The 22,965-nt window shown below is 66.0% G+C and carries 18 protein-coding genes and 1 riboswitch; of the genes, 4 read left to right on the plus strand and 14 right to left on the minus strand.

Annotation, left to right across the window (positions count from 1 at the left end):
* Nucleotides 1-25 precede the first annotated feature (25 nt).
* Genes OXR08_RS02565 through OXR08_RS02575 form a run of 3 tightly spaced genes read right to left on the minus strand, consistent with a single transcriptional unit; the run spans nt 26 to nt 6,057 of the window.
* A complete protein-coding gene (locus OXR08_RS02565) occupies nt 26-1,540 on the minus strand; it encodes an efflux transporter outer membrane subunit (protein ID WP_267347475.1) in 1,515 nt (504 codons plus the stop codon).
* 54 nt (nt 1,541-1,594) lie between these two features.
* Nucleotides 1,595-4,834, minus strand: coding sequence for an efflux RND transporter permease subunit (locus OXR08_RS02570; protein ID WP_267347451.1), 3,240 nt, complete (start codon nt 4,832-4,834; stop codon nt 1,595-1,597).
* A gap of 2 nt (nt 4,835-4,836) precedes the next feature.
* On the minus strand, nt 4,837-6,057 hold the full coding sequence (locus tag OXR08_RS02575) for an efflux RND transporter periplasmic adaptor subunit (protein WP_112383691.1): 1,221 nt from the start codon (nt 6,055-6,057) through the stop codon (nt 4,837-4,839).
* A 119-nt stretch (nt 6,058-6,176) separates the two neighbouring features.
* Here OXR08_RS02575 and OXR08_RS02580 point away from each other — a divergent pair, with 119 nt between their 5' ends.
* Nucleotides 6,177-6,812 (plus strand): TetR/AcrR family transcriptional regulator, encoded by a 636-nt coding sequence (locus OXR08_RS02580; RefSeq protein ID WP_267347452.1) that lies wholly within the window; start codon nt 6,177-6,179, stop codon nt 6,810-6,812.
* Between the two features lie 19 nt (nt 6,813-6,831).
* Here OXR08_RS02580 and OXR08_RS02585 read toward each other — a convergent pair whose 3' ends face one another.
* From OXR08_RS02585 to OXR08_RS02595, 3 genes are all read right to left on the minus strand, one after another.
* Nucleotides 6,832-8,256 (minus strand): PepSY domain-containing protein, encoded by a 1,425-nt coding sequence (locus OXR08_RS02585; protein ID WP_267347453.1) that lies wholly within the window; start codon nt 8,254-8,256, stop codon nt 6,832-6,834.
* A complete protein-coding gene (locus OXR08_RS02590) occupies nt 8,243-10,369 on the minus strand; it encodes a TonB-dependent receptor (protein ID WP_267347454.1) in 2,127 nt (708 codons plus the stop codon). Before OXR08_RS02590 ends, OXR08_RS02585 begins: the two co-directional genes overlap by 14 nt.
* A 175-nt stretch (nt 10,370-10,544) precedes the next feature.
* Nucleotides 10,545-10,770, minus strand: a riboswitch (cobalamin riboswitch).
* A gap of 130 nt (nt 10,771-10,900) precedes the next feature.
* Nucleotides 10,901-12,721 carry a DUF6055 domain-containing protein gene (locus tag OXR08_RS02595; RefSeq protein WP_267347455.1) on the minus strand — a complete coding sequence of 607 codons (1,821 nt, stop codon included), beginning with the start codon at nt 12,719-12,721 and terminating at the stop codon, nt 10,901-10,903.
* Nucleotides 12,722-13,095: 374 nt separating this feature from the next.
* Between OXR08_RS02595 and OXR08_RS02600 the strand changes: the two genes are divergently transcribed.
* Nucleotides 13,096-14,511 (plus strand): Gfo/Idh/MocA family oxidoreductase, encoded by a 1,416-nt coding sequence (locus tag OXR08_RS02600; RefSeq protein WP_267347456.1) that lies wholly within the window; start codon nt 13,096-13,098, stop codon nt 14,509-14,511.
* A gap of 17 nt (nt 14,512-14,528) precedes the next feature.
* On the opposite strand, the gene OXR08_RS02605 is transcribed toward OXR08_RS02600, so the two are convergent.
* The 6 genes from OXR08_RS02605 to OXR08_RS02630 form a co-directional block, all read right to left on the minus strand.
* On the minus strand, nt 14,529-16,529 hold the full coding sequence (locus tag OXR08_RS02605; protein WP_267347457.1) for a TonB-dependent receptor: 2,001 nt from the start codon (nt 16,527-16,529) through the stop codon (nt 14,529-14,531).
* 98 nt (nt 16,530-16,627) lie between these two features.
* Nucleotides 16,628-17,563: a LysR family transcriptional regulator gene (locus tag OXR08_RS02610; protein WP_276589307.1), complete on the minus strand. Its 936-nt coding sequence runs from the start codon at nt 17,561-17,563 to the stop codon at nt 16,628-16,630.
* Nucleotides 17,564-17,984: 421 nt separating this feature from the next.
* Nucleotides 17,985-18,323, minus strand: coding sequence for a DUF6616 family protein (locus tag OXR08_RS02615; RefSeq protein WP_267347458.1), 339 nt, complete (start codon nt 18,321-18,323; stop codon nt 17,985-17,987).
* A gap of 20 nt (nt 18,324-18,343) precedes the next feature.
* Complete coding sequence (locus OXR08_RS02620) at nt 18,344-18,952, minus strand: DNA alkylation repair protein (RefSeq protein WP_267347459.1); 609 nt, start codon at nt 18,950-18,952, stop codon at nt 18,344-18,346.
* Between the two features lie 164 nt (nt 18,953-19,116).
* Nucleotides 19,117-19,638: a MarR family transcriptional regulator gene (locus OXR08_RS02625; RefSeq protein WP_267347460.1), complete on the minus strand. Its 522-nt coding sequence runs from the start codon at nt 19,636-19,638 to the stop codon at nt 19,117-19,119.
* A 126-nt stretch (nt 19,639-19,764) separates the two neighbouring features.
* A complete protein-coding gene (locus OXR08_RS02630) occupies nt 19,765-20,640 on the minus strand; it encodes a DMT family transporter (protein ID WP_267347461.1) in 876 nt (291 codons plus the stop codon).
* A gap of 83 nt (nt 20,641-20,723) precedes the next feature.
* Here OXR08_RS02630 and OXR08_RS02635 point away from each other — a divergent pair, with 83 nt between their 5' ends.
* Nucleotides 20,724-21,221 carry an Lrp/AsnC family transcriptional regulator gene (locus OXR08_RS02635; RefSeq protein WP_267347462.1) on the plus strand — a complete coding sequence of 166 codons (498 nt, stop codon included), beginning with the start codon at nt 20,724-20,726 and terminating at the stop codon, nt 21,219-21,221.
* Nucleotides 21,222-21,305: 84 nt separating this feature from the next.
* Here the strand turns inward: OXR08_RS02635 and OXR08_RS02640 are convergent, their stop codons facing one another.
* Nucleotides 21,306-21,767, minus strand: coding sequence for an SAM-dependent methyltransferase (locus tag OXR08_RS02640; RefSeq protein WP_267347463.1), 462 nt, complete (start codon nt 21,765-21,767; stop codon nt 21,306-21,308).
* Nucleotides 21,764-22,321 carry a DUF1993 domain-containing protein gene (locus tag OXR08_RS02645; protein ID WP_267347464.1) on the minus strand — a complete coding sequence of 186 codons (558 nt, stop codon included), beginning with the start codon at nt 22,319-22,321 and terminating at the stop codon, nt 21,764-21,766. Before OXR08_RS02645 ends, OXR08_RS02640 begins: the two co-directional genes overlap by 4 nt.
* A gap of 181 nt (nt 22,322-22,502) precedes the next feature.
* On the opposite strand from OXR08_RS02645, the gene OXR08_RS02650 reads away from it, so the two are divergent.
* Nucleotides 22,503-22,949: a DUF4126 domain-containing protein gene (locus tag OXR08_RS02650; protein ID WP_267347465.1), complete on the plus strand. Its 447-nt coding sequence runs from the start codon at nt 22,503-22,505 to the stop codon at nt 22,947-22,949.
* Nucleotides 22,950-22,965 lie beyond the last annotated feature (16 nt).

Here is a 22,965-nt window from a genome sequence, read left to right on the forward strand (position 1 = left end):
ACCGTCATGCGCCGGGCCGGTGCCGTTAGCGGGGCGGTGTTGTTTCGTCCTGTAGGCCGCCGCCCAGGGCGCGGTAGAGTTCGACCGTATTGCTGGCGCGGGTGAGGCGGGCACCGACGAGGGTCTGTTCCGCGGCATAGGCGGTGCGCTGTGCGTCGAGGGTGGTGAGGAAGGAGTCGACGCCGGCGCGGAAGCGGGCGTCGGACAGGCGTGCGGCGACCCGCGCGGCATTGGCCCGCGCCGATTGTGCCGACACCTGCTCGCCGATCGTGCCGCGCTGCGCCAGCGCGTCCGCCACCTCGCGGAACGCGGTCTGGATCGTCTTTTCGTAGGTGGCGACCGCCACCTGCTCGGACGCCCGCGCATAGTCCAGATTACCGCGACGCCGACCGCCGTCGAACAGCGGCAGGGCGGCCGCGGGGCTGGCATTGTAGGTAAAGCTGCCCCCGTTGAACAAACCGGACAGCGCCGTGCTGATCGTCCCCAGTGTCGCGGTCAGCGAGATGGTGGGGAAGAAGGCCGCACGCGCCGCGCCGATATTCGCGTTCTCGGCGAGCAACTGATGCTCGGCCTGCAGCACGTCCGGCCGGCGCAGCAGCGCCTGCGACGACAGGTCGCTGGGCAGCGAATCCAGCGTGTAGGTCTCGCCACCCAGTTCGCCCGGCAGCATGGTTGCGGGCACGGTGGTGCCGACCAGCAGGTTGAGCGCGTTCTGGTCGCGCGCGATGGTGGTACGCAGCGCCGCGATGTCGTTGCGCGCCGACTGGTAGTTCGTCTCCGACTGGCGCACTTCCAGTTCGGAGCCGACCCCGATGCGGAACTGCGCCTGGGTCAGGTCCAAGGTCTGCTGGAAGGTCTTCAGCGTTTCCTGCGACAGGCGCAGTTGCTCCTGGTCGGACGCCATGGTCAGCCACGCGCTGGCGATCTCGGCGATCAGGCTGATGCGGGTCGAACGCTGCGCCTCCTCGGAGGCGAGTACCTGCTCCTGGGCCGCGCGGTTCAGGTTGCGCAGCCGGCCGAACAGATCCAGCTCGAAGTTGGAAAAGCCCGCATTGACCGCATAGGCCTCGATGTTCGAGGACTGCTGGCCGGTCCCGACACCCGCGCCGGTCCCACCGGAGCCGCCCCCGGTTCCCGTGCCGCCACCTGTACCGGTGCCACCGCCCGTGCCCGCGCCGGTCCCGGCACCGGTTCCACCCGTGCCACCCCCGGACGCACCTGCCGCACCGAAGATGTTGTTGGTGTAGATGCCCGTGCCGGACACCGTGGTGGTCGGCACGATGTTCGAACGCTGGACCCGGTACTGCGCCCGCGCCTGAAGCACGTTGGCAGCCGCCACGCGCAGGTCGCGGTTATTGGCCAGCCCCATGTCCACGACCTGGCGCAGGCGCGGGTCGAGGAAGAAGTCGCGCCAGCCGATCGCGGTGATGTCGCGGGCATCGGTCGCCGCGGCCGGATAGGCGCCGCCCTGCGGCAACGTCACGGGGACGGCGCCGACCGGGCGGACATATTTGGGGGCAAGGTTGCACCCGGCCAGCATGGTGCCGGCCGACAATGCGGCGATCAGGAGAGACTTGTTCACGACGCTCACGCTCTACGCTCCCTGCGGCGCGATGCCGCCACCTGATGACTGCGGCGCTGCGCCGCCACCTGACGACCGGTTGCCACCATCGGGTGTCACGTCGGAGGACGCGGACGGGTGCGCACCGGATGTGTCGTCATGCTTGCCGTGCCCGAACAGCCGGCTGACGACGACGAAGAACATCGGCACCAGGAAGATACCGAAGACGGTCGCGGTGAACATGCCGCCCACCACCGACCGGCCGATCGCGTTCTGGCCGCCTGCGCCCGCGCCCGTCGACAGTGCCAGCGGCAGCACGCCGAAGATGAAGGCGAGCGAGGTCATCAGGATCGGCCGCAGACGCAGCCTTGCCGCCTCCACCGCCGCCTCGAACACGCCCATGCCGGCACGCACGCGCTCCTCGGCGAACTCCACGATCAGGATCGCGTTCTTGGCCGCCACACCGATCGTGGTGATCAGGCCCACCTGAAGGTAGATGTCGTTGTTGAGCCCGGTCAGCGTCGCCGCCAACAGCGCACCGACCACGCCCAGCGGCACCACCAGCAGCACCGCGATCGGCACCGACCAGCTTTCATAAAGCGCGGCGAGGCAGAGGAAGACGATCAGCAGCGACAGCGCATAAAGTGCAGGCGCCTGACCACCGGACAGTTGCTCCTCGTACGACAGGCCGGTCCATTCCAGGCTGGTGCCGGGCGGCAGCTTGCCATGGATCTCCTGCATCGCCTCCATCGCGGCACCCGTGCTCTGCCCGGGCGCAGGCGCGCCTTGCAGCTGCATGGCCGGCTGACCGTTGTAGCGGGTCAGCTGCACCGGCGCCTTGGTCCATTCCAGCGTCGAGAAGGCCGTGAACGGTGCCATCGCGCTGGAGCCGCCGCGGACGTAGAAGTCGCCCAGGCTTTCCGGCGACATGCGATACGGCGCATCCGCCTGGAGATAGACGCGCTTCACCCGGCCACGGTCGATGAAGTCGTTGACATAGGCACCACCCCAGGCGGTGGAGATGGTCGAGTTGATGGTGGCGATGTCCAGGCCCAGCGCGCGCGCCCGGTCCTGATCGACATCGACCTTCAACTGCGGCGCATCCTCCAGGCTGAGCGGGCGGACCTGCGCGACGCGCGGATCCTGCATCGCCATGCCCAGCATCATGTTGCGCGCCTGGACCAGCTTTTCATGCCCGATCCCGCCGGTATCGACGAGCTGGAGGTCGAAGCCGGTGGCATTGCCCAGTTCCTGCACCGCGGGCGGCACCAGGGCGAAGATCATCGCATCCTTGAACTGCGAGAACGGCCCCATGGCACGGCCCGCGATCGCCTGCGCCTTGTTCTCGGCGCCGGAGCGATCCTCCCACGGCTTCAGGTTGATGAAGGCGAGACCCGCATTCTGGCCCTGCCCTGCGAACGAGAAGCCGCTGATCGTGAACACGCCCTGCACGCTGGCCGCTTCCTTCTGGAGGAAGTGGTCGCGCACGACACCCAGCGCCTTGTCGGTGCGCGCGGTGGAGGCGCCGGCCGGCCCCTGCACCAGCACGAAGACGCTGCCCTGATCCTCTTCGGGCAGGAAGCCCGTGGGCAGGCGCCAGAACAGGAAGCCCATGCCCAGCACGATCATCAGATAGATGACCGCCGACCGCTTCCAGCTCCGCGCGGTGCGCTTCACACCGCCTTCATACTTGTTCGTGCCCCGGTCGAACCGGTCGTTGAACCAGCGGAAGAAGCGGGCCAGCGGGCCGTTGCCCTCATGCTTGGTCGGGTCGTGCGGCTTCAGGATCGTGGCGCAGAGTGCCGGCGTCAGGATCAATGCGACCAGCACCGACAGCACCATGGCCGACACGATGGTGATCGAGAACTGGCGATAGATCACGCCGGTCGACCCGCCGAAGAACGCCATCGGCAGGAACACCGCGGACAGCACCAGGCCGATGCCGATCAGCGCGCCGCTGATCTCGTCCATCGACTTCCTCGCCGCTTCCTTGGGGCTCAGCCCCTCGGTCTGGATCAGACGCTCGACATTCTCGACGACGACGATCGCGTCGTCGACCAGCAGGCCGATGGCCAGCACCATGCCGAACAGGGTCAGCGTGTTGATCGAATAACCGGCAACCGCCATCACCGCAAAGGTGCCGAGCAGCACCACCGGAACCGCGATCGTCGGGATGACCGTGGCGCGCCAGTTCTGGAGGAAGAGGAACATCACCAGGAAGACCAGGATCACCGCCTCGACCAGCGTGTGGATCACCTGCTCCACCGACAGGCGCACGAACGGCGTGGTGTCGTACGGATAGATGACCTGCACGTCGGCCGGGAAGCCCTTGGCGATCTCCTCGGTCCGCGCCTTTACCGCCTCGACGGTGTCGAGCGCATTGGCGCCCGGCGCCAGGCGGACGCCGAAGCCCGATGCGGGCTTGCCATTATATTCCAGCTTGAACGCGTAATTCTCCGCGCCCAGCTCGACACGGGCCACGTCGCCCAGCCGCACCACCGCGCCGTTCGGCGTGGTCTTCAGGCGGATATTGGCGAATTCCTCGGGTGTCTGGAGGCGCGACTGCACCGAAACGGTGGCGTTGAGCATCTGCTCCTTGGTGGCGGGCTGCGCCCCGATCTGGCCGGCGGAAACCTGCGCGTTCTGCGCCTGCACCGCGCTGCTGATGTCGGCCATGGTCAGCTGATAGCTGTTCAGCTTGACCGGGTCGGCCCAGATACGCATCGCATATTGCGCGCCGAACACCTGGAGCTCGCCGACGCCGTTCACCCGGCTGATCGGGTCCTGCAACCGCGAGAAGACATAGTCGGCCAGATCGTTGCCGTTATGCGATCCGTCCTTGGAATACAGACCCACGACCAGCAGGAAGCTGGCGGCCGACTTCGCCACCTGGATGCCCTGGCGCTGCACTTCCTGCGGCAGGAGCGAGGTCGCCGCCTGCAGCTTGTTCTGCACCTGCACCTGCGCGATGTCGGGATCGGTCCCCTGCTCGAAGGTGAGCGTGATGGTGACCGTGCCCGCCGAGGACGAGGACGACGAGAAATAGCGGAGGTTGTCGATACCCCTCAGCTGCTGCTCGATGATCTGGGTGGTGGTGCGTTCCAGCGTTTCGGCGTCCGCACCGGGATAGGTGGCATTGATCGTCACCTGGGGCGGTGCGATCGAGGGGAACTGGGCGATCGGCAGGCTGCGGATGGCCAGGCCACCCGCGAGCATCAGGATCAGCGCGATGACCCATGCAAAGATGGGTCGGTCGATGAAATAGCGGGCCATGATTACTTACCCTGTGCTCCGGCCTTTTGCTGGCCGGACGGCTGGGCGCCCTGCTGGGCGCCCGCCTGATTGCCGGGCTGGCCGCCCTGCTGACCCGCATTCTCGCGGTACGGCACGGCCTTTACCGGCGTGCCGGGCTGCAGGTTCTGCGCGCCCTCGACCACGACCTTGTCGCCGGCCTTCAGACCGCCCGTGACCAGCCAGTTCTGCCCGACGGTACGCGGTGCGGTGATGACCCGCTGGGCCAGCTTGCCATCGGCGCCCACGACCAGCGCGACCGCCTGGCCCCGCTCGTCACGGGTGACGCCGCGCTGCGGCACGACCAGCGCATGGGCGCGCGTGCCCTCGACCAGCTCGGCACGCACGAACATGCCGGGCAGCAACAGACCGCGCGTGTTCGGGAAGACGGCGCGGATCGTCTGGCTGCCGGTGGCGGGATCGACGGTCACGTCGGCGAATTTCAGCGTGCCTTCCTGCGGATAGGTCGATCCATCCTCCAGCTTCAGGCGGACGCGCGCGGCACCGCCCCCGCGGGCGAGCTCGCCCGACATGATCTGCTGGCGCAGGCGCAGCAGGTCGGCGCTCGACTGCTGGATGTCGACATAGATCGGGTCGAGGCGCTGGATGGTGGTCAGCGGATCGGTCTGCGACGCGCTGACCAGTGCGCCGGTGGTATAGACCGAGCGGCCGATCCGGCCGGAGATGGGCGCACGCAGCGTGGTGCGGTTCAGGTCGATCTGCGCGGTGCGCAGGGCGGCCTGCTGGGCCGCGACGTCCGCCTGCGCCTGTTGCGCGCTGGTGGTCGCATTCTCCAGTTCCTGGCGCGAGATCGCGTTGATCTTGACCAGTTCGCCATAGCGGCGGGCCAGCGCCGCGCTCGATGCGATCGCGGCGCGCGCCCGGGCGACGCCGGCGCGGGCATTGGCGACCTGCGCCTGATACGGGGCCGGATCGATCCGGTAGAGCGGCTGCCCCTCGCGCACGAAGTCGCCTTCCTGGAACAGGCGCGCCAGGATCAGGCCGTTGACCTGCGGGCGCACGTCCGACGTCTCGAACGGGCTGGTCCGGCCAGGCAATTCGGTGGTCAGCGTCACCGCCTCGTCCCGCACCTCGACCACGCCGACCTGCGGTGGCCCGGCGGGCTGCTGTTGCTGTTGCTCACCACCCCCGCCGCATCCGGCAAGGATCAACGCCAAACCGAGAGCCGGTACGATGTTTTTCATGGAATCCGCCTGCAAGAGACACTAAGTGTGAGTGATCGATCACTCACATTTTTTGCCCCTGTAATCGGGGCGAACCGAGATTGGCAAGAGATAACAAGTAAGATGAGAGGATTGCACGCGTGACCCTGGCGCTTCCCCCCTGCTGTTCGCGCCGCACACCACGCGCGGACGAACGACGCCGTCACCTGCTGGATACGGCGAGAACGCTGTTCGCCGACAATGGGTTCCATCAGACCGGCATGGCCCAGATCGCGGCCGCATCCGGCATCAAGGTCGGGCAGATCTACCGCGACTTTGCCAGCAAGGAGGACATCATCGCCGCGATCGCGAGCGAGGATGTCGAGGCCTGGCTTCAGGAGGATTGCGTCCGTGCCGCGATCGCCCGCGACGATCATCAGGCTATTCGCGACTGGATCAACCGCTTCCACGCCTGTGACGAGCCGGTCGAGGAATGCCGGATGATGACCGAGATCATGGCGGAGGCGGCCCGCAACCCGCGCGTGGCCCATATCTACCGCGACATCGACAACCGCGTCCGCAGCAGCCTGCACGCAGCCCTCGAGGCCCTGGGCGTCGACTGCGTCGGGATCGTCGACCGCGAGGTGCTGGTGGATCTGGTGCTGGCACTGGGTCTGGGCAGCATGATGCGCCGGATCATCCATCCCGAAACCGATTGCCAGAAGCTCGCCGAATCCTTCCGGGCATTGATCGATACGCAACTCGCTGCGCGAATGGAGACGTCATCCACGGCCTGATCGGCAGGTGCGGCGATCCCTATCGCAACAGGCGCCGGTAGCCGAGCCACACGCCGCTGACCGATACGACCAGACCAAAGGCGGACATCAGCCAGATCACCAGATCGCGCACCGGCCGCGATGCGACCAGCCACAGCCAGTCCCATGTATGCGGCAGGTCGAACATCCAGCGATACAGGCGGCGGGCCCGATCCTGTCGCTCGACCACGTCGCCGGTGGCCGGATCGATATAAAGCCAGGTTCGCGCATGATTGTCGAACCGCAGCCGCAGGATCGGCAAGGGTCTGGTCAGCCCCCAATAGGCATCCGACCGGGTCAGCCGGTCGATCCGCCAAAGAGCGCCACCGGCCACCAGCGGTGCGCTCGCCTTGACGATGACGGCCGTCGCATCGCCTGGGTGCGCCATGGTTCGTGCGTCGAGAAAGCGGGGATGATCCGATGCCCGGTCGACCACGACCCGCGGCAGGCCGGCCGCGTTGGTGATCTCAATGGTTCGGGCATCCGGTGCCACCATTGCCAGCCGGGCCGGCGCGAGGCCGGTGTCGCCATCGATCGCACGGTAGCGGCGAAGCGCCTCGACCGGTGCCGTCCCTCCGGCGAACAGCCGCCCCGGATCGACAGACAGCCATCCGCTGACGATCCAGCCGAGCAGGAACACCCCGCCAACAAGACCGCTGACATGGTGCCACAGCATCCAGCCGCGATACGGGCTGATGCGCCCTGCCTTATATCGCCGCTGCCCCGGACGCAGGCGCAGGATGCCGATCCATATGCCGGTCAGGGCGACCGCGATGCAGGGGCCGGACACCCACATCACCGCCTGACGCCACGCCGCATTGTCCTGTCGCAGGACCGTCGGATACAGCCAGTGCGGCACCGACCCCAGCCAGTTCCAGATCCGCTGCACGCGTTTGGTGCGCTGGACAGGCAGTCCGGTTGCGGACGAGACATAGATGTCGGTGCCCGCGGCATCGCCGAGCGCGACCCTCCACAAGGGGCGATGCCGGTCGAACCCACCGGCGACGGTCCATTGGTCGTGCATGACCTGATCTGCCCGGATGGCACGCGTTCCGGAAAAGTTCGCCGCCACCCGCCGGGCATAGCCATGATCGACGGCCGGCAGCACCGCGCCGTTTCGTGCGGGCACGGTATCGATGACGCCGTCATCCCGCTCGATCCGCCATACCGGTTCGGTATCGCGCATTTCCAGCAGCAGCCTCCCCTGCCCGGTCGCGAGCGGCGCCGGCACGTCGACCCTCGACCAGTCGATCGGCGCCGCCCCGGCCCAGCGCGCGGCCGGCGACAAGGCTGGATAGGGCATGTAGAGCATCACCAGTCCCGAGGCGAACCACATCCCGAAGAACAGGCACGCCGCGATCCCCGCCCAGCGATGGGTGAGGAACAGCCAGCGTAGCGCCACCCGCCCGATGTCAGAACGCGGCACGAAGCGCGATATCGAGCGAGTGCGGGCGGCCGAGGATCCACTGCCCCTCACCATAGCTGGTGACCGCATAATCCTTGTCGAGCAGATTATAGCCGCGCAGGTCCACCGCCACATGATCGGTCAGCGCATAGGAGATCGTCGCGTCGATGGTTGCATAGCCGGGAATGCGGAAACGATTGGCATTGTCCGAGAAACGCCGGCCGACATGGCGAAGGCCGCCACGCAGCTGAAGCCGGGGTGTCGCATCCCAGCGCAGCCAGACATTGGCCATCGTCTCGGCAATGCCCGGCGGTGTCCTGCCGTCGAAGCGGATGCCGTCCGACAGGAAATCGTCGAACCGCGCATCCAGCATCGACCCGTTCGCATCGATCCCCAGCCCATGTGGCAGCGCAAAGGCCACCGCCCCCTCGATCCCCCTGGCCGAACGCTGCCCGACCTGCTCGATCGGACTGGACACCGTACGCTGCGCCAGCAGCCCCTTCTTCACGATGCGATACGCGGCCAGCGTCGCCGTGCCGCGCCCTTGCGCAAACACCGCCTTCACCCCGGCCTCGACCTGATCCCCGCGCGCATTGCCGAACGCCACCTGCCCCGTGCCGACCGTCGTCAACGTCCCCAACGGATCGACCCCCGTCGCAAATTGCGCATAGAGCGACACTGTGGACACCGGTTGCCACACCGTACCCACACGCCACGTCGTGTTGCGAAACGTCCGGTCGAACACGAAGGTGTCGGCACGGTCGCCGCCCGGATAGGCGATCGCCCAGCGCCGCACGCGATCCTCTTCATGGCGCAGGCCGCCAATGATCGACACGCCGCCCCCCAGCGTCACCCGGTCCTCCGCAAAGACGGCGAATGCCTCCGTTCTTGTGCGGTAGCGGGGTGCGATCCCCTGCGTGTCGAGGAACAGGCCGGGGTTGAAGGCGAAGGGATCGATCGTGTCGCCCTGTGGGTCCGACCCGAAGTTGTTCGCATGCGTGAACTTTACCAGATTGGCGTCGACCCCGATCACCAGGGCATTGCCGATCGCATCCGAGATCGGGGTCTTCAGCGTCATGCTGGCCTGATCGCCCCATTGCGTCTGATCGTGGCGGATGCCGAAATTGTCGCCGCGGCGGATCGTACCCGCGACCCAGCGATAGCTTTCCAGATTGCGCCAGAACCGGTCGCTGGTCAGCCGATAGGCGATGTTGGAGAAGTGCAGCGTCTCGCTTGGCATCCAGTCGACCTGCAGCGTCGCGCGATCGTCGCGAAAGTGCATCCGGGCGTCGGCGACATTGTAGTTGGTCGTGCGGTTGCGCGCATCCAGCCGACCGTCGATCAGCGGCGTGCCGAAATAGGCCATGGGACGCTGATCACCGTGATCGCCGCGCAGCGTGATCGCCAGCGTCGATGCAGGCGTCCAGCGCAGCGTGCCGGACAGCGCGAGGCTGCGCGAGCGGCCGCGATCGACATAGCCGTCCGAGCGCCACCAGCTGCCATCGACGCGGTAGGCGAGCGCTTCGTCGATCGGCCCGCCGATCCCGCCCGCGGCGCGAACGCTGTTTTGCGCACCATAGCCGACCTCGCCCTCGAACCCGGTTCTTGTCGCATCGGGCTGGCGCATGACGACGTTCACCGCGCCGCCCAGCGCCCCCTGTCCGTACAGCACGGACGCCGGACCGCTCAGCACATCGATCCGCTCGACCATCCACGGATCGGTGGGAAAGGTGATCGTGCCCGCAGCCGGGAACAGCCGGACGCCGTCGATCAGTTGCAGCACCGATCCCTGGCCCGAAAAGCCGCGCGCAGCGAGCGCGGTGCCGCCATTGCCCGGATCGGCAACGCTGGTGATGCCGGGTGCGCGCGTCTGCGCCTCGACGATCGACCGGTCACCGCGGGCACGGACCGTATCGCCATCGATGCTGGCGATGCTGGCCGGTGTTTCCAGCGGCGTCAGGTTCAGCCTGCTGGCGGTTGCGTTGGGCGTGGCGAGACCGGTCCTGTCCTCGTGCCCGATCACGAGAATAGCAGTTGTATCGACCTGTTCGGGTTCGGCGACCTGTGCCGTAGCAGGTGCTGCGACGATGACGAGCAGCGCCCCTGAGCGTGCGCGCGAAGTGATGAGTGACATGGCCCGTATCTTTCCGGCGTCTGACGCACACCGGCGGGGGCCTTCCGCACGCGCGGCAACGACCATGCCCACCGGACGCCTCCGGCAGCGAACACACCCGTCCATGCGGCCCCTGCCGCACTGTTGGCGTCGCTCGTCGGATAGACACCGTGCCTCGGCCATCCCCTGGACCAGGCAAGAGCGACCAGACGCCGGCAGGTCTCCTGGCTCACGGGTCGTCGCTTGAGACGCAGCCTTCCCAGGTCACCCCAGTGGCTTCGCCGGACGTGAAGGCCCGGCGCATGCGCCTCTCGCTCGCCGCTTACAGTTGCAGGGACAGCCCCGGATTTCGGCGACCGCTCGCCTTCACCGGATTCCCTTTTAATCCCCCTTCCGGGGGAACCGACGCGATCATGACGGAGCCGAAACCCCGTCCCGGCCGGTGATATGGCGGCAGGCAGCGGATCACAAGATCGCACTGCGCAGATTTCAGTCGATAGCCCAACCGCTTACGCAGGCGAGCCGAGAGGCGATGCGCGTACACTCCCCCGCTCAGGCGCAGGGCCGCCCCCCCTCCTTGTTGCCGGACAGCGTGTAGTTGCTGGTCCATGTGCCCGGCGCCGCGTTCGCGTCGCAGGCGTCGACGGAGCCGGTGCGCGGCGTGGCACCTTCGATCTTCACGCGGTAGGGGAAACGGGTGCCCTTTACCGGTTGACCGTTTTCCTGCCAGCCGAGCGTCTCATAGGCATAGGGCGTGGCGGTGACCGCAAGATAGAGCTTCGTGCCGGATGGCGGGGTCAACATCGTCGTGCCGCTCCCCTGCCCCTCGGCGATACCCAGCGGTGCGTAATGGGGCGTGCCGTTCGGCTCGACCGCGACGATCGAGAAGCGCCAGGCGGCGCGGTTGGCGGTGGTGGCGCCGGTCAGGGTCACCTTCACCTGCCGGCCATCGCCGGTGAGCGGGACGATATGGGTCCCCCATTGCAGCAAGGCGCGCTGCGACGGGGGATCGTAGAGCGTCGCGTCCCCGCCTGCGACCGGAACCAGCGGCGTAGTGAAATGCGCCAGCCAGCTGGTCGTGCGCGTCGGGCGCAACTGGTCGAGCATCGTCCGCTGGTTGAGGAAGTCCATCGCCACCAGCCGCGCACCGTACCAGCCCGCATCGTCGGCGAACGAGGCAAAGCCGTTCGGATAGACGCCCGCGTCCTGCGCCAGCCGGACAAAGGCGGGCAGATAATCCTCCTGCGTGGCGCCATTCGCATCGCGACGGTTGCGAAGCCAGGTGCCGAACACCAGCGCGCGGGTGGCATCCCGCTCGTACAGATAGGTCATGATCGGATGCGCGCCGTAGCGCGCGACCGAGAAGAGGAAGCCGTTTTCCAGCTGGTTCAGGTAATCGCCGCTGGCCGCGTTGAAGACGGGATTGACGGTAAAGGCGTTCCACTCCGCGCCGGTTTCCCAGATCATCCCGGCATCGCCCTTGTCGCGAAAACCACCAGTGTAGAACTGGATCATGTGGCCGAATTCATGGACCAGCACGTTCGAGCCCTTGGCGACGCCCCAGGCGGAAATCCCCATCGTCTCTGCGGCACTGGCCCCGCAGCCTTCCAGATCATCGCCGTCCCGGATCGGCCGGCCGGTGCCACACAGGAAGATATCGAGCTTCTGCCGATCGGTGCCATCGGCAAAGGGCATCGGCGCTTCCAGCACGTCGCGATTGATCAGCCACTGCTTCTCCAGCCACTCGCCGGTTTCGCGAACCACCTGCTCCATCGACCGGCCCTGCTGCGCGATCGTCCGGTAGAACTCGCCCGCGGTGTTCGTGCCGTACCAGATGGAAAAATGCTGGGTGGTATGAAGCGCCAGCTTTCCGCCCTGCACCAGTTCGGGTGAGGTCATGCCCGGGCGATAGTTGATGCGGTAGCTCGCCGGATCGGCCACCGACGCCCGCGCGGCGACCTCGCGGTCGATCAGCGTGCGATCGGCATCGGAGAAGGATTCCCCGCGGAACTGGCGCCGGCAGCCATCCTCCCATTCCAGCACGACGGTGCGGCGTGCCTCTCCATAATCTTCGCCATACGCCTGAACCAGGCGTGCCGGGAATGGCGCACCGCTGGCGGTGCCCGGTGCCGCCTCGGGACGTTCGGCCTCTGCCGTGGATCGTGGCGTCCACGTCCTTAACGCCGCCCGCCCCCAGGGATAGCGGGTCGACCGGCTCTGGCATCCCAGTGCCGCGGCTGATTGCGGCACGTTGGTGACCGGGGGTGCGGCGACGGTCGGCGTGGTGGGGGCAGCCGGTTCGGCATCCTCCTGACCGCAGGCGCCAAGCGACACGGACCATGTCGCTGCCAAAAGGATCACCGAACGCTTCACCCATACTCTCCCGCCTGAACCGCAAGGGTCCATCATAGAAGAGTGAGCTTCACACGGCACCATTATTGATTATGGCGGCGCGCCATCGCCTTCTTATGAAAGTTCATTGCAGCATTATCTTTGCATGACAGGTACTTATGCACGGTTCTCGGCAATCATGCTCTTGGTCGCGCCGGATGATGCCTGCATGTGCCTGGAGTGGGCACGCCGAAAGTCTTGGCGAACGTGAGGGAATCGGTCGCCATCGGCCAGTTTCTTCGAGGCGGCCGATGCCGGCGGGTGTCCCGGCAAACCCGATCCGGTTCGCATCGCGCTTGCAATCCCGGCTGGATTTGCAACGTTCGCCGATCGCCAAGGCTTTGGGAAAGAAGACAATGATCGACAAGAATACGTCCCCAAGCCGGCGGACATGGCTGGGCGGGGCCGCGGCCAGCGCAGGGCTGCTCGCCTTGCCGGGCCGGGCGTTCGCGCGCCGCATCGCCGCCAGCGACCGGGTGAACGTGGCGGTGATCGGCGCCGGGGGCATGGGCGCCCAGAACATGGCCAAGCTGACCGGCCAGAACATCGTCGCCATGGCCGATGTCGATCTCGCCCATGTCGCCAAGGCCTTTGTCGATGACAAGGGTGCCGCGCGCCCTGATCTGCAACCGCTCAAGGCCGCCTATGACCGCGCCGCCAAGTTCGCCGATTATCGCCGGATGTTCGATACCCGCCGCGACATCGACGCGGTGGTGATCGCCACCCCCGACCATCATCACGCCGTGGCCGCCAGGATGGCGATGGAGCGCGGCATCCACGTCTATGTGCAAAAACCGCTGACCTACACGGTGCGCGAGGGCCGGGTGCTGCGCGATCTGGCACAAAGGAACCCGAAGCTCGTGACCCAGATGGGCAATCAGGGCCATTCGGGGGACGATGGCCGGCGCGTGGTGGAATTGATCCGCGGCGGTGCGATCGGCCAAGTGGGCGAGGTCCATGCCTGGACCAACCGCCCGCTATGGCCGCAGGGAGAGGCCCGCCCCGCGCCCGTGGCGAAGCCCGCCAGCCTCGACTGGGACGTCTGGCTCGGCCCGGCAGCCGTCGACTGGGGCTATCACCCCAATTACGCCCATTTCAACTGGCGCGGCTGGGTGCCCTTCGGGATCGGCTCGCTGGGGGACATGGGCGCGCATCTGGTCGACTTCCCCTTCTGGGCGCTGGAGCCGGGCCTGCCGACGCGGGTCGAGACCCGGCACAGCCGCTGGGGCGGCGACGACAATATCTGGGACGGCAAGCCGCCCGCCGATCTGGGCAGCTATCCGCTCGCCAACATCACCACCTATCGCTTCGGCAATGCCAAAGGCGGCCCGCTGACAATGACCTGGTATGACGGTGGCCTGATGCCGCCCACGCCGCTGGCGATGCCGGCGGGCGCGCGGATGAACCCCGATGGCGGCGTGCTGTATGTCGGGGACCGCGGCATGCTGATGCACGACACCTATGGCGAGAAGCCGGTGCTGATCGGCGACGGCGTCGAGGCGCGCGCAGCCGCCATTCCCGTCACGCTGCCGCGTATCCTGGGCGGCCGGGAGGGGCACGAGATGAACTGGATCCGCGCGATCCGGGGAGAGGAAGCGATCTCCTCCCCCTTCGCCACCGCGGTGCCGCTCAACGAAACCATGCTGCTCGGCATGGTCGCGATGCGCGCGGACCAGCCGATCGAATATGACGGCGATGCCGGCCGGATCACCAACATCGCCGAGGCCAATCAATTCCTCGACCGGCAGTATCGCCCGGGCTGGACGCTATGATGGCCCCGGATCGCCGTTCAGAACCGCGTACCGATCCCCAGCCAGATCCGCGCCGGATCGATCACATAGCCGAAGCCTTCAAAGGTCAGCCGCTTGTCGAGCACGTTCTGGACGCCGCCATGCAGGGTGAAGCGGGGTGACACCGTGTACGACGCCCCGATGTCCACCGTCGTATAGGACGGCGCGACGGTGGCGTTGCCGCTGATCTGCGCCTCGGTGATCGCTTCCTCGCCGCGGAAGATGCCGCGCACATAGCCGCTGAAGCGCGCATCCGGTCGCCAGTTGAGCGAGGCGCTCGCCTGCTGCTTGGGCGTGTCGTTCAGCGCGGCGCCGGCATTGGCGCCGCTCAACTGCTCGGAATCGGTCAGCGTGCCAGTCGCGTTCAGCCGGAGCGTGCCGGTCAGCGGCAGGTCCAGCGTCGCCTCGATCCCGCGAACCCGGGCCTTGTCGACATTGACATAGGTGGTCGGGGGCCGCCCGATCGAACTCAGCGGCTCGCCCGTGCACCATGCGCCCGCCTCCATGCAGGTGATGCGCGTGATCTTGTTGTCGAAACGCGTGTCATAGGCGGTCAGGCTGGCTTGGAACGCCCCGCCATCGAACAGCAGCCCGGCCTCGATGGTGCGCGACGTTTCCGCCTCCAGATCGGGATTGCCGTAGATGGTGCCGCCCCGGCTCGTCTGCCCCCAGTCCGCCAGCGTCTGGCGCAGATTGGGCGCCCGGAACCCTTGCGAATACCCGCCCTTCAGCGTGAAGGCCGGGCTGATGGTCCACACCGCATAGGCCCGCGGCGTCCAGTGCGTGCCATATTGCTCGTCATCGTCCATGCGCAGCCCGCCGGTCAGCTTCAGCCGGTCGAGAACGGTCAGCTCGTTCTCGGCGAACAGCGCCACCTGTCGCCGGCTCGCGCCGTCGCGGGTCGATCCGGCAAGCCGGTTGCCGACCTTGTCGGACAGGTCTTCGTGGCGGTAGAATGCACCGATGCTGAGCGCGTTGGCGGGCAGCGGTACCATCCAGATCGACTGGGCGATGGTGTTCTTGATCCGCTTGTTGTCCTGCAGGCTCTCGGCATCCTCCAGTTGCAGATAGCTTTCCGAGCCGGCGAAACCCCATTGGCCGGAATGGCTGATCGATCCGACATAGCGGCGCTGCGCCTGGATGTTCTCGGTGCCCCGCGGCACGGTTGCGCTGATGGCCACGGTTTTGCCGGCGGTCGCCGTCACCGTCTGCCGGTAATAGCCGAGTTCGGCGAGGAAGCTGTGGTTCGGCCCGGCGTTCCACCCGATCTTGCCGGCCAGGCTTTCGTCATGGCGCTCTGGGGTCCCGCCGATCACCCGGTCCTCGCCGCGCCGGGTCATCGCGCCTTGCAGTTGCAGGCCGACCGAGCCGGCGATCGGGCCGGACAGGTAGAAATTGCCGTCGGCGACGTTGCCGTAATCGGCCCCCAGCTGCATCGTGCCGTTGGTTCGCGCGCTGCCTCGCCACGTCTTGGCGATGCGGCGGGTGATGATGTTGACGACACCGCCCATCGCGTCCGATCCGTAGAGCGAGGACATCGGTCCGCGCACCACCTCGATCCGCTCGATCGCCTCCAGCGGTGGCAGCTGCCCGCCTTCGGAGATGTTGCCGCCATTGGTGCGCGTCTCGCGGCTCGACAGGCGTTTTCCGTCGACCAGGATCAGCGTATATTGCGGCGCCATGCCGCGGATCGAAATGTCGCGGCTGTTGCCCTCCCCCGGCGTCACCGTGACGCCCGGTATCTCCAGCAACGCATCGGTCACCTCGCGGTAGGGCAACCGGTCCAGATCCTCGCGCGTCAGCACGCTGATCGAGGCCGGCGCGTCCTTTACCTGCTGCTCGCGCCCGCCCGACGCGGTCACGACGATGTCGTCGGCGCGCGTCGTCTGGTTTTGCGGATCGCCAGCAGGCGTATCGCCCGCATGCGCGGTGGCAGGCATGGTTGTGGAGCCGGCGAGCGCGATGAGCACCGCCGGGAAGCGATATCGGGTGATAGGCATGATGAGGTCCCGCTCTGACGCTTGCTATTGCAAGTCTTTCGCAATCTATGCGGATCAATGCCGTCCCCGGCCAGCCTCCAATTCTGAATATCGGTTATTCAGGCCGCGGATGCGCAGTGATGGGCCAGCGTATCGGCAAGCCACATCGTTGCCGGATCGCGGGCATTCCGCTCGTGCCAGAACAGGTGATAGTCGAGCGGTCCGATCTCGACCGGGGCAGGCCGGGTCGCAAGTCCATAGCTGTTCGCGAACCGCATCGCCGCGCGCGTCGGCAGGGTCATCAGCACATCGCTGTCCGCGATCAGGGCGGGCGCCGCATGGAAATAGGGCAGTCGCGCGGTGACGCGGCGCTCGGCACGGCGTCCGCCCAGCCGCACCTCGATGCCGTCGACCGCCAGGTCGCTGACGACGATCCCGACATGCGGCCATGCCAGGAACGCATCCAGCGGCAGCGGCGTCTGCGCTACCGACAGGGCATGGCCCACGCGCATGATGCAGGCATAATCGTCGACAAACAGCAACCGGCTGCGCACCACCGCATGATCGGGGGCAAGTCCCGAGATGATCAGGTCGATCTCGCCGGACGCCAGCTTCTGCATCATGTCCGCGCTGAACGGCACGATCTCGATCGTCACGCCCGGCGCCGCGTCCGTGATCGCCGCCAGCGCCGGCGCGACCACGGTCAGCACGCCGTAATCGGTGGATGCGATGCAGAAGCGGCGGTCGAGCGTCGCCGCATCGAAACGCGGCGGGTGTAGCAGCGCACGGGTCGAGGCGAGCCAGCGTTCGACCGGGCCGACCAGTTCCTCCGCCCGCGGCGTGCGCTGCATGCCGGTATTGGTACGCACCAGCAGGGGATCGTCCAGAATATGCCGCAACTGCGCCAGCGAACGGCTGACCGTCGGCTGGCTCAGCCCCAGCCTGCGTGCCGTGCCGGTCACGCTTCGGGTCTGTAGCAACACCGCCAGCATGGCGAGCAGGTTCAGATCGACATGTCCAGGTAAGATGGCGCCGTACTCACTTGCCGAAATCAGATCAGGCTATTGCGGATCATTCTCACAGCAGCGTTGCCGGTTCAACCCGTTCCATGCCCAAACCCCCGGGGCGGATGCAGGGATAGGGGTCCGGTGAGAGGATGGACAAAATCGTACGCCCAGGATCGCTCCTTGGCGTGTCATTCCGCCCCGAGCCGGGACCGATTGAGGTGCATAGATCGTGTGACGGGTTAGGTTACACCGTTCGATGCCGATCAAGCCGGACGGGCGCTCCGTCACACATACGCACGTTTGCGAAGCGTCCCGTTTCTCCATCTACAACGGGCGATTTTGGGAAAAACCCATTTGGGAACAGATTCTGGGAAAACCGGGCAGTCGCGACGCTCGCGACCGACGCATATTCTCTGGGTGTCTCGCTACGGGTTCCCAATCGGGAAGGTAGCAGCGTGAAGGCGGCAATCTACAGCCCGGCAAGTTGTGCGAGGTGGTCATCAATGCTATCGCCAGCGCCGGCAGCGTTGATTGTCTCGAAATAACCGTGCCAGCCAGAAGCGGCGATACCTTCCGCCAACGCCTGGATCGCCGCTGCGTCGGGTGCGCGCCAGATGGCGAAGAAGCGTTGTGATGGTGCGTGGACGATAGCGCCATCAGTTTCGCCGAACGCGAGCGCTTCCACGCCTATCGCAGACAGCCCGGCCATTCTGGCACCGATCGTCTCGAAAAACCGCTCGCGATCTTTGGGATGGAGGGTGAGCCATGCTGGCTTCGGCGAGTAGAGTTCGGCCAGGTAATGCGTCATCTGCTTGTTCCTTCTTCGAATCAGCGCTTGCGTTCGATCGAGCGCAGGGCGCGCTTGCAGATGCGCGCGGTAGCGGCGGTGTCGCTTTCGACGTTCCACCGCGCACATACGGATTGGACCCAATCAGGCTGGTCCTTGCCGGCATCGTTCAGCCAGTTTCCAACCGAATCCTGAACATAGGCGGCAGGATCGGATCGTAGCGGTTCAAGGATCGGCAGCGCCCTTTCGGGCGAGTGGCGCAATGGCCGGATATGGCTGCACCACACACCGCGTGGCCGTGTCGCCTCGCTGGCGAAACGTCGCACCCGTTCGGACGGATCGGCTGTCCATCCGGCAAGGCGTTGGAGTGCGGCATTGAGATCATCGGCGATGTGACCGCGAACGGCCATCCATGACCATTCCCGCACCCCGAAATGACGATCGTCCGCGAGTGGTCGGATCAGAAGCAGCCGATCGGAGAGAGAGCGTTCCTCGACTTCTCCGATTATAAAGCAGGCCCAGCCACGCACCGTATCGGACGGGTGGCAGCGCAATTCATCCAGAACGTCGATCCCACCATGATCGAGCAGAAGACGCGCAGCCAGCGTCATCCGGCGCGAGATGCCTTCCCCGGCGGCACGGTGCATCATCGCGATGCTTGCCTCGCCGATCGCGGGGACGGCGTGGCGGAGCAGTGCCGCAAAATCGACGGCCAGACATTCGGTCAACGTCGCAGCCTCGATCGTGCCGGCATTGAGCAAGGCAAGGCGGGCCGGGTCGATATCCACGATGCGGCGACCAGGGCGAGCGGCGTTCATCGCCGGTCGCCAGCGGCTATGACCGGCCCATCTTCCTCCGTGGCATCCATATTGCGGCGAACGCGATGAAGCAGCTCGCCGACATGTTCTCGCTCCGCCGACGCAGTGCCTGCGAACAATGACCCGATCCACTTGCCATGCTCAAGGAACAGGTCAGTCGCGACAACCTGCCCTTTCTCGGTCAGCCGCGCCCAAACACGGCGTCGGTCTTCACGATCATGATGCCGGACCAGAAATCCGTCGCGCTCCAGACCATCGAGCAGACCCGTGACCGTCGCCCGCGTCACGCCTGCGCGCGCGGCCAGCTCGTGCGGGGCAAGGCCGCCCGGCTGATCGCGCAGCAGAAAGAGCAGCACGAACTTTCCTTCGGAAAGGCGATGAGGCGCGAGGCGCGCGGCGCACGCCCGGTCGATTGCCGACGCAAGCGCCAGAACCTCGAAACACAGGCGCATGTCGCCAGCCTCGGATAGCCCATGCTTATGCGCTTCACCGAGCAGAGCGAGATATTTCAGGTCCAAGGATTCCATTAGGCGCCATCCTATATGGCGCCTAATTACATGGCAACGGTGTAGCGGGCTGGGATGGCCGTTCCCAAAATATCATCCTTTCGGGAAAGCCTCTGCCCGCCCCCGTATTGATGGCCCTCACGGCGTGCCTACCGTCTTGCTCGTCAGAACCATGCCGATCGATGCGCCGACGACCAGAGTGACGGCGAGCCATTGGAGGCCGGTCAGCAGCTCGCCCAGCACGATCGCGCCGATGATCGCACCGACTGCCGGTTCGATGCTCAGCAACACGCCCAGACTGTTCGCCGGGATGAATTTCAGTGCGACCATTTCCAGCGAGTATGGGATTGCGCTTGAAAGCAAGGCCGCTGCCAGGCCCATGACGATCCATCCCGGTGTGAGAAGGGCCGCACCCGTCTGATGGATGCCGATCGGGACGACGACGATTGCGGCCGACACCATGCCAAGCGAGACCGTCTGGCCGGACGGCAGGTGAGAGGTTCGCTTGCCGAGCACGCAGCAGACGGCGGCCGCGAGCGCGAACAATATGCCGGTAGGATCGAGCGCGTGATCGGTCGGGCGCAGCGGCAGGAGTAGCAGCAATCCCGCTAGGGCCAATCCGATCATGCCGAACTGGATCGGCCGCCGCGAGTAGAGCAGCGACACTGTCAGCGGACCAAGGAACTCGATCGCGATTGCGAGGCCGAGCGGGGTGGTCCGCAGCGAGAGGTAGAAGCACAGGTTCATCGTGCCCAGCGCCATGCCGTAGGGGACGATCCTCGACAGGCCGTGGCGATCGAGAGGCGTGCGCCACGGCCGCATGACGGCGAGTAGGATGACGGCCGCGAAGCCGACACGGTAGGCCGTCGTTCCTGCGGCACCGACGAGGGGGAAGAGCGACTTGGCGAAGGAGGTGCCGAGGCAGAAGGTGAGGATCGCTGCCAGCAGCGCGGCGTAGGGTAGGAAGCGGTGGGTCGCGATACCTGACGCCAACGAATGGGATTGCATGTTCATGGTGCGACGATAGCGCGAAGGTCGCAGTGGAAGGCGGCTAGTTCTGGCGTCCGGCGCTGAAATCCACCATTGGCACTGCCAGCATGACGGAAAGCGCCGACCTCGACGACTTCGATCATCGCATCATTGCGGTGGTACGACGTAACAACCTCGAACCGGCCCGGATCATCGCCGAGCGGGTCGGCCTGTCCGAGAGTGCTGTGCTGCGCCGGTTGCGCCGGCTTCGCGCGATCGGTGTCATTGTAGCCGACGTCGCCGTAATCGATCCGGCACGGCTGAAACCGGCGATCACGATCCACGTCCTGGTCGAACTGCATCAGAGTAATCTACGCGCCGAGCAGGCGTTCGCGACGAAGATGCAGCGTCAACCCGAGGTGGTGGCGGCATGGAATGTCACGGGCCGGACGGACTTCCTGCTGATCGTCGCGGTCGCTTCCATCGAGGAGTATCAGCGGTTCTCGGATGAAATCTTGGCAGCGGACGAGGATGTGCGGATGTTCGAGACGCTGGTCAGTCTGCGCGAGATCGTCCGCTTTGATCCCCTACGTGCGGATCGCCTTAACGTGACCGACCCCGATTGATACGATTCTCACGTCAATATGCGCAACGCGGGTTCTGAGAAGAGCTTTTCGTTCTCATTCGACCATCGAGAAACGGGATTCAGGCTACCAATAGGCCGCCATCAGTTCGAATACCCATTCTGGCTGGCGAACCTCGCCGCGAGGCAGGAACTCGCGCATGACCGGCTTGATGTCGATCACGGGCGTTCCGTCGATCGCGTCCAAGCCCTCGACGTTCAACTGCGAGCCTTCGACGCTCAACACGCGGCAGACAGTCACGCCAAGCCGATTGGGGCGGTTCTTGCCACGTTGCGCGAAGATGCCAGTGAGTGGCCAATCTTCGCGGCCTCTGGGGTGGCGCGCACCTCGTTCGATCTTCTCATCGGGAACCCGGTCGAACAGAAAGATGATTTCGACGTGGCTGAACGCATCCAACCCCGCCAGCGCGTCGGCTCCAACCTGCTTCGCGTCCAACTCGATCGTCGTTCGGCTGCTTCCCCAATCGTCGTCGATGGGATCGGCCCTGCCGCCCCGCACGTAGCCTATGGGTTCTATCGTGAATGTCATGCGGCGACTGCTTTCGATCGCAGATAGCCGAACATGTGAGGCACGTAATCCGCCTTGCCGATCTCAATCCCTTGGTTGCGAAGGATCGCATAGGCAGTAATGACGTGGAAATAGAACTGGGGCAGCGCCCAGTCGCGTGCATATTGCTCGCCCGTCATGTCGAAGGTCATGCCGCCCGGCAGCTCGATCGCGATCGGCAGAGTAGCGCCTGAATCAAGGCCGTCATCCGACACGTTGGCCAAAAACGACAACGCGGTGTCGATCCGCTTCTTGGCATCGGCGATCGTACCGCGCGCATTGCCGGCGTTGCGCCCCTCGGCTGCGATGGCATCCAGCCATTCGGGAACGCGCTCGCCACGCAAACGAAACACCGCCTCCTGCGCTTGGAAGGCAGCGAAGCAGACCTGCGCCGCGAGCGGGAACATGTCGGGCGCGAGCCGTGCGGCCAACAAGGTTTCTGCCCGATCCGGCATTTGCTGCTGTGCCTTGTCCAGCAAGCCGGACAGCGTTTGCAACATATGCTGGTAGGTCGGAACTAGGAGGGTCGTGGTCATAGCCCCGATCGTACATAGCGACCGCGATAGCGCAATGACGCATCCCATCCGCTTTCCCAATGGGATCCCAATCGGGACGGTCGTCGGGCTTAGCGTATGATTTTGTCCATCCTTTCACCGGACCCCGGATACGGATCGATCCTGACGGATTATGGCTGATCCCTGTTCCGGAGGTCAGCGCATGATCCGTTCCTTCCTTATCGGCATCGTCGCCGGCCAGCGCGGCATCACGCCGCTTGCAGCAATCGCGACCGCGACGCGACGTGGCGATATCCCGGCCGACCTGCCGCTCCAGAAACTGCTCCTGAACCCGGTGATCGCGGCCGGCACCGCGGCATTCGCCGCGGCGGAAATGGCGGGCGACAAGATGAAGACCGCCCCCGACCGCATCGTGCCGATCGGGCTTGCCGTGCGCGGCGTCACCGCGGCCTATGCCGGGGCGGCACTCGCACCCCGCGACAAGCGCGTGCTGGGGGCCGCCATCGCGGTCGCGACGGCGCTCGCCTCCTCCTATGCCGGCTGGCGCCTGCGCTGCGCGGCGATGGCCCGCTATGGGCAGACGGCGACCGGCTTCGTCGAGGACGCCCTCGTGCTCGGCAGCGGCCTGGCGATCGCCTCCCGACATTGATTGCCGATGTGAACGG

Origin of the sequence: Sphingomonas sp. GM_Shp_2, assembly GCF_026540875.1 — a bacterium.
Lineage (GTDB): Bacteria > Pseudomonadota > Alphaproteobacteria > Sphingomonadales > Sphingomonadaceae > Sphingomonas > Sphingomonas carotinifaciens.

Coding starts and splice junctions, on each gene's coding strand:
- OXR08_RS02565 (WP_267347475.1), bottom strand. CDS start 1,540: ATGCTGGCCGGGTGCAACCTTGCCCCCAAATATGTCCGCCCGGTCGGC.
- OXR08_RS02570 (WP_267347451.1), bottom strand. CDS start 4,834: ATGGCCCGCTATTTCATCGACCGACCCATCTTTGCATGGGTCATCGCG.
- OXR08_RS02575 (WP_112383691.1), bottom strand. CDS start 6,057: ATGAAAAACATCGTACCGGCTCTCGGTTTGGCGTTGATCCTTGCCGGA.
- OXR08_RS02590 (WP_267347454.1), bottom strand. CDS start 10,369: ATGTCACTCATCACTTCGCGCGCACGCTCAGGGGCGCTGCTCGTCATC.
- OXR08_RS02600 (WP_267347456.1), top strand. CDS start 13,096: ATGATCGACAAGAATACGTCCCCAAGCCGGCGGACATGGCTGGGCGGG.
- OXR08_RS02605 (WP_267347457.1), bottom strand. CDS start 16,529: ATGCCTATCACCCGATATCGCTTCCCGGCGGTGCTCATCGCGCTCGCC.
- OXR08_RS02615 (WP_267347458.1), bottom strand. CDS start 18,323: ATGACGCATTACCTGGCCGAACTCTACTCGCCGAAGCCAGCATGGCTC.
- OXR08_RS02620 (WP_267347459.1), bottom strand. CDS start 18,952: ATGATGCACCGTGCCGCCGGGGAAGGCATCTCGCGCCGGATGACGCTG.
- OXR08_RS02630 (WP_267347461.1), bottom strand. CDS start 20,640: ATGAACATGCAATCCCATTCGTTGGCGTCAGGTATCGCGACCCACCGC.
- OXR08_RS02635 (WP_267347462.1), top strand. CDS start 20,724: ATGACGGAAAGCGCCGACCTCGACGACTTCGATCATCGCATCATTGCG.
- OXR08_RS02640 (WP_267347463.1), bottom strand. CDS start 21,767: ATGACATTCACGATAGAACCCATAGGCTACGTGCGGGGCGGCAGGGCC.
- OXR08_RS02645 (WP_267347464.1), bottom strand. CDS start 22,321: ATGACCACGACCCTCCTAGTTCCGACCTACCAGCATATGTTGCAAACG.
- OXR08_RS02650 (WP_267347465.1), top strand. CDS start 22,503: ATGATCCGTTCCTTCCTTATCGGCATCGTCGCCGGCCAGCGCGGCATC.